Source organism: Streptomyces sp. NPDC046862, assembly GCF_040704615.1.
Taxonomy (GTDB): Bacteria; Actinomycetota; Actinomycetes; order Streptomycetales; family Streptomycetaceae; genus Streptomyces.
Genome location: NZ_JBEYXP010000021.1, coordinates 171,493 through 181,864, shown reverse-complemented (window position 1 = coordinate 181,864; position 10,372 = coordinate 171,493). Strand labels below are relative to the sequence as shown.

At 72.0% G+C, this 10,372-nt stretch carries 8 protein-coding genes and 1 riboswitch; of the genes, 6 read left to right on the top strand and 2 right to left on the bottom strand.

Annotation, left to right across the window (positions count from 1 at the left end):
• Nucleotides 1-170: 170 nt before the first annotated feature.
• A complete protein-coding gene (locus AB0959_RS24165; protein ID WP_366828561.1) occupies nucleotides 171-746 on the bottom strand; it encodes a histidine phosphatase family protein in 576 nt (191 codons plus the stop codon).
• Between the two features lie 127 nt (nucleotides 747-873).
• Nucleotides 874-1,030: riboswitch (cobalamin riboswitch) on the top strand.
• A gap of 38 nt (nucleotides 1,031-1,068) precedes the next feature.
• On the opposite strand from AB0959_RS24165, the gene AB0959_RS24160 reads away from it, so the two are divergent.
• The 6 genes from AB0959_RS24160 to AB0959_RS24135 all read left to right on the top strand — a co-directional run bounded on the left by AB0959_RS24160 (nucleotide 1,069) and on the right by AB0959_RS24135 (nucleotide 8,438).
• On the top strand, nucleotides 1,069-1,302 hold the full coding sequence (locus AB0959_RS24160) for a CbtB-domain containing protein (RefSeq protein WP_366828560.1): 234 nt from the start codon (nucleotides 1,069-1,071) through the stop codon (nucleotides 1,300-1,302).
• Nucleotides 1,303-1,324: 22 nt separating this feature from the next.
• On the top strand, nucleotides 1,325-2,089 hold the full coding sequence (locus tag AB0959_RS24155) for a CbtA family protein (protein ID WP_366828559.1): 765 nt from the start codon (nucleotides 1,325-1,327) through the stop codon (nucleotides 2,087-2,089).
• 188 nt (nucleotides 2,090-2,277) lie between these two features.
• On the top strand, nucleotides 2,278-3,468 hold the full coding sequence (locus AB0959_RS24150; RefSeq protein ID WP_366828558.1) for an acyl-CoA dehydrogenase family protein: 1,191 nt from the start codon (nucleotides 2,278-2,280) through the stop codon (nucleotides 3,466-3,468).
• Nucleotides 3,469-3,477: 9 nt separating this feature from the next.
• Nucleotides 3,478-4,335 carry an oxygenase MpaB family protein gene (locus tag AB0959_RS24145; protein ID WP_366828557.1) on the top strand — a complete coding sequence of 286 codons (858 nt, stop codon included), beginning with the start codon at nucleotides 3,478-3,480 and terminating at the stop codon, nucleotides 4,333-4,335.
• Nucleotides 4,336-4,397: 62 nt separating this feature from the next.
• Entirely contained in the window at nucleotides 4,398-6,659 is a 2,262-nt protein-coding gene (locus AB0959_RS24140; RefSeq protein WP_366828556.1) for a serine/threonine-protein kinase, read from the top strand.
• A 186-nt stretch (nucleotides 6,660-6,845) separates the two neighbouring features.
• Nucleotides 6,846-8,438, top strand: a complete 1,593-nt coding sequence (locus AB0959_RS24135) for an NAD(P)/FAD-dependent oxidoreductase (RefSeq protein ID WP_366828555.1) — start codon at nucleotides 6,846-6,848, stop codon at nucleotides 8,436-8,438.
• A gap of 45 nt (nucleotides 8,439-8,483) precedes the next feature.
• On the opposite strand, the gene AB0959_RS24130 is transcribed toward AB0959_RS24135, so the two are convergent.
• Nucleotides 8,484-10,268 carry a serine hydrolase gene (locus tag AB0959_RS24130; protein WP_366828554.1) on the bottom strand — a complete coding sequence of 595 codons (1,785 nt, stop codon included), beginning with the start codon at nucleotides 10,266-10,268 and terminating at the stop codon, nucleotides 8,484-8,486.
• Between the last annotated feature and the right edge of the window lie 104 nt (nucleotides 10,269-10,372).

Below are 10,372 nucleotides of genomic sequence, written 5' to 3'. Positions count from 1 at the left end.
GGCTGAAATCTCAGCCTCTCCGGCGTTTGAGGAGCGGGGGTCCGGGGGCTGGCCCCCGAAACGGGGTCCGGGGCGGAGCCCCGTGGCGGGTCGAAGGGGCGCAGCCTCTGGGGACGGGACGGGACGGGTAGGGGCGGCGGGGGTGAAAAATCCCCGCCGACCGACCTCACTCAGAAGGGCCCCTCGAGCGCCCTCCCCACCCGCACGTTCCAGCGCCCGCCCCGCCCGCTGAGCTCGGTGGCCGTCAGCGGCGGCACGTCCACGCGCCAGAACGCCGACTCCGGCGCCCCCAGCACCCGTACCACCACGGCACGCACGACTTCGGGCTCGACCACGGCGACCACCCGGCCGTCGTCCGAAGCGGCCGCGTCCAGCCACAACCCCGCCCGGTCGCACAGGGCCCGCACCGACTCGCCGCCGTGCGGCGCGGACTCGGGGTCGGTCAGCCAACGGGCCACCGCCTCGGGCTCGTCGGCGCTCACCTCGGTGAGCGTCGCCCCGCGCCAACGGCCCACGTCCAGACCGGCCGGCCCGGGCGTCTCCTCGATGTCCAGCCCGAGCGCGGCGGCGGTCTCGCGGCAACGCGCCGTGGGGGAGGCCAAGGCCCGGTCGGGGGACTTCAGCGTGTCCGCAGCCGCCCTAGCCGCCCGCAGCCCGGAGGGGTCGAGCGGGCACCCGTCGTCGAAACGGGCCTCTCGTAGCGCCGCGTTCATCGCGGGTGAGATCAACATCACTCGGCTCGTCATTCACACCCTCCCGATGGGGTCACTCTCGCGCCCAACCCCCTTGTCCTGTCCGGGACATGACCATCGCACAGCGGCACGGCCGACACACCCGCACGCCGCGCGCCACCCATGCGCCCTTGGCCGGAACCCCACTTCGCGGTACGTTCACGTCGATATTGACGACGGTCGACGGAAGCCGGTGGGAATCCGGCACGGTCGCGCCACTGTAAGCCCAGCACGATCCGCACTCGCCAAGTGCGGTGGCGGAGGGGTAAGTCAGACCCGTGGCCGTCGTCCTGTGCACCACCGAGACGGGACGCGAGTTCCCCCAGGAGGTCCTGCCATGGCGCAGTCCGCCGTCGCCCAGCCGACCGCAACCCCCGCCGCCCCTACGGCCGTTCCGGCCAAGCTGCCGATCAGTGCGATCGCCCCCTGGGCGGTCTTCTTCGGCATCCTCATGCTGGTCCTGCTCTACTTCGTCGGCGCCGAACAGGGCGCCACCTCCCTCGTGTCCGGCGAGGGCGTCCACGAATGGGTGCACGACGCCCGCCACCTGCTCGGTTTCCCCTGCCACTGACGGCGGGGAAGCGTACGAGCCGATGAACTCCGCAACGGTCAGGAACCTCCTGGTGCGCGGCATGCTCGCGGGACTCGCCGCGGGCCTGCTCGCCCTCGTCGTCGCCTATTTCCTGGGTGAACCACGCGTCGACCAGGCGATCGCGTTCGAGGAGGCCCACGCCCACGAGCACGGCGGCGAGGAACTCGTCAGCCGCACCCTGCAGTCCACGGCGGGTCTGTCCACCGGCGTCCTCGTGTACGGGGTCGCGTTCGGCGGCATCGCGGCCCTCGCGTACTGCTTCGCACTCGGCCGGATCGGCCGCTTCGGGCCGCGCGCGAGCGCGCTGCTGCTGGCGGTGGCCGGGCTGGTAGCGGTCTACGTGGTCCCGTTCCTGAAGTACCCCGCCAACCCGCCCGCCGTGGGCAACCCCGACACTCTCGACCAGCGCACCACGCTGTACTTCCTGATGGTCGTGCTCAGCGTGCTGCTGGCCGTCGGGACCGTGATCCTGGGCAAGCGCCTCGCGCCACGCCTGGGCAACTGGAACGCCACCGCCGCGGCGGGCGCGTTCTTCGTGCTCGTCGTCGGCATGGCGTACGCCTTCCTGCCGTCGTTCAACGAGGCTCCGGCGGACTTCCCGGCCACCCTGCTGTGGCAGTACCGACTGGCCGCCCTCGCCGTCCAGGTGACCCTGTGGACCGCGTACGGTCTGGTCTTCGGGCTCCTGGCGGAGCGCGTCCTGACTCCGCGCACGGAGGCCGAGCGCGAGGGTGCCGCCGCCCGGGCGACTCCCGTTCCGCACTGAGCGGTTGAGCGAAGGAAAGCCGAAGTGCGGCCGAAAGGCAGGCCCCCGGTCACCTCACCGGGGGCCTTTCCCACGGCCTCGCTCGTCCTTCGCCCTCGCCCTCGTCCTCGTCCTTCGTGTTCCCAATTACTGGAACACGTTCTACGGTGTGCGCCGTCAGGTCCGGCCTTGGGGAGCCAGGAGGCGCCGTGCATCTGGAATACACGCCCGAGCAGCAGCGGCTGCGCACCGAACTGCGTGCCTACTTCGCCGAGTTGGTGCCGGACAACGCGTACGCCCGGTACGGCGACCCGGCCTCCCAGAAGCGCTTCTACCGTGAGACGATCCGCCGTCTCGGCACGGACGGCTGGCTCGGAGTCGGCTGGCCGCAGGAGTACGGGGGACGCGGGCTGACCCCCATGGAGCAGTTCATCTTCTTCGACGAGGCGGCCCAGGCGGGCGTGCCGTTGCCGCTCATGGCGCTCAACACGGTCGGCCCCACGATCATGCAGTTCGGCAGCGAGGAGCAGAAGGCGTACTTCCTGCCGCGTATCCTCTCCGGCGAGATCGACTTCGCGATCGGTTACAGCGAGCCCGACGCGGGCACCGACCTGGCCGCACTCAAGACCCGCGCGGTCAGGGAGGGCGACGAGGCCACCGGCCACTACACGGTCAACGGTCAGAAGATCTGGACCACGAACGGCGACACCGCGGACTGGGTGTGGCTGGCCGTCCGCACCGAGCCGGACGCCCCGCCCCACAAGGGCATCACCATGCTCCTGGTCCCGACCACCGACCCCGGCTACTCCTGCACGCTGATCAACACCCTCGCCTCCCACGACACCACCGCCAGCTACTACGAGAACATCCGTGTCCCGGTCTCCCACCGCGTCGGCGAGGAGAACAAGGGCTGGCGGCTGATCACCAACCAGCTCAACCACGAACGCGTCACCCTCGCCGCCCACGGCACCATGGCGATCCGCTCCCTCCACAACGTGCAGCGCTGGGCCATGGAGACCAAGCTCGCCGACGGCCGCCGTGTCATCGATCTGCCCTGGGTGCGCCGCCGCCTCGCACAGACCCACAGCAGGCTCGACGCGATGAAGCTGCTCAACTGGCAGATGGTGAACGCCGTCCAGGAAGGCACGCTCACCCCTCAGGACGCCTCCGCCGTCAAGGTGTACGGCTCCGAGGCGCGCCGCGACGCCTACGCCTGGCTCATGGAGATCGTCGCCGCGGCCGGCGCCCTGAAGGAGGGCTCCGCGGGCTCCGTCCTCCACGGCGAACTGGAACGCGGCTACCGCTCGGCCGTGATCTTCACCTTCGGCGGCGGCAACAACGAGATCCAGCGCGAGATCATCTCGTGGATCGGCCTGGGGATGCCGCGCGTACGACGTTAGTCTGACTCCGTGGACGCTGTTCGAACAGGTGACCAGGGATTCTTCGGCCCGGACTCCGTGACCTGGCAGGTGCACGGTGACCCGATGATGTGGATCGCCGGGATCCGCGCGCTGTACCTGCAGGCGCTCCACCCGCGGACGGTGCGCGGCGTCATGCAGAACTCCGACTTCCGGCGTGACGCCTGGGGCCGGCTGCTGCGGACCGCCAACTTCGTCGGCACGATCACCTACGGCAGCGCCGAGGCCGCGGAGCACGCGGGCGCCCGGATACGGAAGATCCACAGCAAGCTGTCCGCGACCGACCCCGACACGGGGGAGAGGTATCCGGTCGACGAGCCCGAACTGCTGCTGTGGGTGCACTGCGCCGAGATCGACTCCTACCTGCATGTACTGCGGCGCTCCGGGTTCCCCTTCACGGACGCCGCCGCCGACCGCTACGTCGCCGAACACCGCGTCGCCGCCGAGCTGGTGGGTCTGGACCTCGGCGAGGTCCCCGGCACTCAGGACGAGTTGGCCGCCTACTTCGAGAAGGTCCTGCCGGAACTGGCCGCCGGGCCCGAGGCGCGCGAGGTGGACGACTTCCTGCGCACGCCTCCCACGCACCCGTTGCTCGTCCCGGCGCGCGCCCTGCTGTGGCGGCGCGTGGCGAACCTGGCGTACGCCTCCCTGCCGCCGTACGCCCACGAGCTGTACGGCAGACCGGCCCCGCCCCCGGCCGTGGTGACCCGGCGCCTACGCCTCACAGGCACCCTGCTGCGCTGCGTTCCCGCACGTCTGCGCTGGCAACTCCCGCCCAAACACATCATCCGCGCGATGCGACGGCTTGGTCCCGGCTCGCGTCCGGCACCGTACAAAGTCATGCGATAACTCGCCATACTGGACGGGCCAGGGGAGGGCGGGGGCCGGACACACGGGGGCGATCGCAGGCGATGGGGGACACCAGGCTGATCCAGGGCCGGTACCGGCTGCTCGATCTGATCGGGCGCGGCGGTATGGGCGAGGTCTGGCGCGCGAGAGACGAGTCGCTGGGGCGGCACGTCGCCGTGAAGTGCCTCAAACCCCTCAACACGCAGCACGACCAGGCCTTCACGCGGATCCTGCGGGAGCGGTTCCGGCGCGAGGCCCGCGTGGCCGCCGCCCTCCAGCACCGCGGGGTGACCGTCGTCCACGACTTCGGGGAGGCCGACGGGGTGCTCTACCTCGTCATGGAATTACTGGAGGGCCGCAACCTCAGCCAGCTCCTGGAGGACAACAAACAGCACCCCCTGCCCGTCGACGACGTCATCGAGATCGCCGACCAGGCCGCCGCCGCCCTGGCCTACACCCACCAGCAGGGCATCGTGCACCGCGACCTGAAACCCGCGAACATCATGCGGCTCACCGACGGCACGGTGAAGATCTGCGACTTCGGCATAGCGCGCCTCGGCCACGACATCGGCTTCACCTCCCGCCTCACCGGCACCGGCATCGCCATGGGCACCCCGCACTACATGTCGCCGGAGCAGATCGGCGGCGACCAGGTTGACCAGCGCAGCGACCTGTACTCCTTCGGGTGCGTGCTGTACGAGATCGCCACCGGCGTGCCGCCGTTCGACCTCGACGACGCGTGGGCCGTACTCGTCGGCCACCGCGACACCCCGCCGGAGCCGCCGCGCAGCCACCGCGCTGAGCTGCCCGAGTACGTGGAGCGGATCATCCTGGACCTGCTCGCCAAACAGCCCGACGACCGACCGGACGACGCCCGGGAGCTGGGCCGCAGGCTCCACGAGGGCCGCGCGGCGTCCCTCTACGTCCCGACGGTCCTGTCGCGCCCCGCCCTGCCCGTGGCGCCGTCGCAACTGGTCGCGCCGTCGGCCCCGCCGCGCCCCGGCCGGCCCCCGTCCCGGGAGCCCCGCCTGCCGTCCTGGACCCACGGTATGACCACCGGCCACAAGGCGGCGGGCAGGGGACTGCGCACCACCCCGCCGGACGCCTCTGCGGGCCTCACCGGCGAGTGGATCGTCCGTCCCGCCACGGGCCGTGTCGAGGAACCCGCCCGCGGCGAACGCCCCACCCCGCCACCGGAGATCGTCACCGCCCTGGCCGGCCGGCACAACGCGGGCCTCAGTCTGGGCCGGCTGGGCCGCTGGACCGAGGCGGGCGAGGTGCACCGCGCGGTCGCCGCCGAACGCGAGCACGTCCTCGGCCCCGACCACCCCGACACCCTCGCCAGCCGCTACGAGATCGGCTTCACCCTCAGCCGCACCGGCCGCCCCGCCGACGCCCTGCGCGAGTACACCCACGTCGCCCGGACCAGGGAGCGGGTGCTCGGCCCCGACCACCCCGACACGCTCACGGTCCGGCAGGAGACGGCCTACGTGCTCGGCCAGCTGGGCCGCCACTTCGAGGCCCACGAGGCGTACACGTCCGTCCTCGCCGTGCGTGAGCGCGTCATGGGCCCCGACCACCCCGACACGCTGCGCTGCCGCCACAACCTCGCCTTCAACCTGAGCCGGCTCGGGCGCCTGGAGGAGTCGTACGAGATGGCGTCCGACGTGGCCGGCGCCCGGACCCGGGTGCTCGGACCGAACCACCCCGACACTCTCGTCACCCGGTGCGAGGTCGCTTATCTGCTGGGCCAGTTGGGGCGCTGGCCGGAGGCCCTGCGGATGTACCAGGAGGTCGCCGAGGCGCGCACGCAGGCCCTCGGCCCCGACCATCCGGACACCCTCGCGGCCCGCTACGAAGTCGGCATCAGCCTCGGCCGGCTCGGCCGCAGCGCCGACGCGCTCACCCTCTACCGAGCCCTTGTCGACGACCGCACCCGCGTCCACGGCCCCGCCCACGCCGAGACCCTGCGCGCCCGCCACGGCCTCGGCGTCAACCTCGGCCGGCTCGGCCGCTGGGAGGAGGCCCTCGCAGAGTCCCGCGACGTGTGCGCCATCCGCGAGCGCCTCCTCGGCCCCGACCATCCGGACACCCTGGTCAGCCGCCGCGAGGTCGCCGTCGGCCTCGGCTGGCTCGGCCGCTGGCCCGACGCCCTCACCGAGTACCGGAGGGTGGCCGACGCCCGCGAGCGCGTCCTCGGCCCGGCCCACCCCGACGCCCTCGCCAGCCGCAACGACGAGGCCCACTGCCTGGAACAGCTCGGACGCGGCACGGAGGCGGTGGAGCTGTACCGGAGGGTGGCGGCGCTGCGGCAACAGGGGTGACGGGCATCCATTCAGCCCTTCCGGCGTTTGAGGAGCGGGGGTCCAGGGGGCAGCGCCCTCTGGAGAGGTCTGTGGCGGAGCCCCAGGGGATGGGCAGGGGCGGCGGGAGCGGTCTCCCGTCGGCGCGAGGTGGTCCATCTGCCTCCCCCTCTGGCCGATCCGGATCACCGCGTGTTACCAAGAGCCATGCCAGTACGCGAGGGATCCGCACCTGAGGGACACCGGTCCTACGACGCCGTGATCGTCGGCGGCGGCCACAACGGACTGGTCGCCGCCGCCTACCTCGCCCGCGCCGGGCGGTCGGTGCTCGTGCTGGAGCGGCTGGGCACCACGGGTGGCGCCGCCGTGTCCACGCGGCCGTTCGCTGGGGTCGACGCACGGCTGTCGCGCTACTCGTACCTGGTCAGCCTGCTGCCCCGCAAGATCGTCCGCGACCTCGACCTGGACTTCCGGGTCCGAGGGCGCACGATCTCCTCGTACACGCCCGTGGAACGCGGCGGACGCCCCACCGGACTCCTCGTGGGCGGTGGCGAGCGCCGCACCCGGGAGGCGTTCGCGCGGCTGACCGGCTCGGACCGCGAGTACGAGACGTGGCAGCGCTTCTACGACATGACGGGGCACGTCGCCCAGCGGATCTTCCCCACCCTCACGGAGCCGCTGCCCACCCGTGACGCGCTGCGCGCCCGCGTCGACGACGAGGACGCCTGGCACACGCTCTTCGAGGAGCCGATCGGCAAGGCGATCGAGGAGCGCTTCACCGACGACCTGGTCCGCGGCGTCGTCCTCACCGACGCCCTGATCGGCACCTTCGCCGACGCCCACGACCCCGCCCTGCCCCAGAACCGATGCTTCCTCTACCACGTGATCGGCGGCGGCACGGGTGCCTGGGACGTGCCCGTCGGAGGCATGGGCGCCCTGACCGGCGCGCTGGCCACAGCCGCGAGGGACGCGGGCGCCGTGCTCGCCACGGGGCACGAGGTGGTGCGGATCGAGACCGACGGGCAATCCGCCGAGGTCACCTACCGTACGGCGGACGGAGAGAGCGCGGTCGGCGCCCGCCACGTGCTGGTGAACGCCTCCCCGGAGGAACTGGCCGCCCTCACCGGCGACGAACCGCCCACCCCTGCCGAGGGTGCCCAGCTCAAGGTGAACATGCTGCTCACGCGGCTGCCCGCGCTGCGCGACAACTCGGTCGACCCGCGCGAGGCCTTCGCCGGGACCTTCCACATCGCCGAGGGTTACGAGCAACTGGGTGTCGCGTACTCCCAGGCCGCCGCCGGGACGCTGCCCGAGGCGCCGCCCTCGGAGATCTACTGCCACTCGCTCACCGACCCGACGATCCTCGGTCCGGACCTGGTCGAACAGGGATTCCAGACGCTTACCCTCTTCGGCCTGCACACACCCGCCCGGCTCTTCGCGCACGACAACGACGCCGTCCGTGAGGAACTGCTGAAGTCGACCCTCGCGCAGCTCGACGCGCACCTCGCCGAACCGATCACCGACTGTCTGGCCACCGACGCCGAGGGCCGCCCCTGCATCGAGGCCAAGACCCCGCTCGACCTGGAACACGGCCTGCGGCTGCCGGGCGGCAACATCTTCCACCGCGAACTCTCCTGGCCGTACGCCGAGGAGGGCACCGGCCGCTGGGGCGTGGAGACCCGGCATCCGAACGTCCTGCTGTGCGGCGCCGGCGCGGTACGCGGCGGCGGGGTCAGCGGGGTGCCCGGCCACAACGCGGCGATGGCGGTGCTGGAGGACCTGGGACAACCCACCCGGTGACAAGGGCGCCGGCCGCCTCACCACCAGTGGGCCGACCGGCCCCGGTCAGGTGGCCGACGCGGTCCAGCCCACCGCGTCGATGCGCGCGGCGTCCGCCGCGCGCCTTTCGTCGAAGACCACGCGACCCCCTGTCTCGACCCGCAGCCCGTCGACGTACACGCCCCGGCCCACGTACAGCCGATCGGTCCCGTAACGCCAGCGCAGCACGGTCCCCCCGGCTCCGGGCAGGTCCGCGGTGACCCGGTGCCAGACCCTGCCCGACCAGCCGGTGACCGAGCCGTCCGGGTGCCGCTGCGGTGCCTCACCCGGCCGTGCGGTCGTGAACGGGACGGGCTGCCAGCTGTCGCCGCCGTCCGTGGACGCCTCCAGGTGGCATACGTCCGCCTGAGGTTCGGTGTCCCACCACAGGGCGCAGCTCAGCCGTGCGCCCTCGCCGGTCGTGTCGAGGGGCGGCAGGGTGAGGGTGGCGGTCGTGGGGGTCGCCATGCCGGAGAACCAGGACGTGCGGCCGCGGGCGGGCCGTACGGGGACGGCCCGCGCGAGGTCGTCGGCGGCGGCGACGCGGGGCGCCGAGCCGGAACGCCAGGTCCGAACGGGGTGCACCGAGTTACCGAGGACGACGAGGAAGGAGTCGGTCGTCGGGTCCAGGACGAGCGAGGTACCGGTGAAGCCGGTGTGCCCGGCGGTGTGCGGGGTGGCCATCGCGCCCATGTACCAGTGCTGGTAGAGCTCGAAGCCGAGCCCGTGCTCGTCGCCGGGGAACGCCGTGTTGAAGTCGGTGAACATCAGCTCGACCGACTCGCGTCTCAGAATGCGCGTCCGGCCGTACGCGCCACCGTTCAGCAGCGTACGACCGAGCACCGCCAGGTCCCACGCGCTGGAGAAGACACCCGCGTGGCCCGCGACCCCACCGAGGGAGAAGGCGTTCTCGTCGTGCACCTCGCCCCAGACGAGACCGCGGTCGAGGCCGGACCAGGGAGGCCGGGCGTCCTCCGTCGCCGCGATCCCCGGCTTCCAGGAGGCGGGCGGGTTGTAGCGCGTGCGGCGCATCCCGAGCGGAGCGGTGATCTCGTCACGGAGCAGGGCGTCCAGAGTGCGACCGGTGATCTCCTCCAGCACGAGTTGCAGCGAGATCAGGTTGAGGTCCGAGTAGAGGTACTTCGTGCCCGGCGGGTTGAGCGGTGCCTCGTTCCAGATCAGCCGGAGCTTCCCCTCGTGCGTCGGCTCCTTGTACAGCGGGATCCACGCGCGGAACCCCGAGGTGTGGGTGAGGAGCTGACGGATCGTGATGTCCTGCTTGCCCGCGGCGCCGAACTCCGGGAGGTACGAGGCGACGGCCGTCTCCAGCGCCACAGCGCCCCGCTCGATCTGCTGCACGGCGAGGAGCGAGGTGAACAGCTTCGACACCGAGGCCAGGTCGAACACGGTGTCCTCGGCCATGGGGATCTGCCGCTCGGCCGGAAACTCCACCCCCGTGTCGGTCTTGTCGTCGTACGCCGAGTAGCGCACCGCCATCCCGATCGGCTGATGAAGCGCGACCGTGCCCCCACGCCCCGCGAGCAGAACGGCGCCCGCGTACCAGGGGTGCTTGGGGGAGGGGCCGAGGAACGTCTCGGCATCGGTGACGAGCCGGCGCAGATGCGCGGAGAGCAGTCCGGCACGCTCGGGCGAACCACGCCGAAGGGTCGTGCGACGGCCTCCCGCGGAGGAGGCGGCGGCAGGACCGGCGGGAAAGGGCAGAACGGCGAGGGCACCGCCGAGCGCGAGCACGCGTCTACCGACCTGACGACGACTCGGCCCGCCCGTCATGTCCCTCGTGTCACCGGTCATCGAGAAGCCCCTGTCGCCGCGCCGCCGAAAGTACGTCTGTGGTGGGCCCTACGAGACGAAACCCTTGGGCCAGGTATGAGGCGTGTCAAGCTTCGCGCCCCATT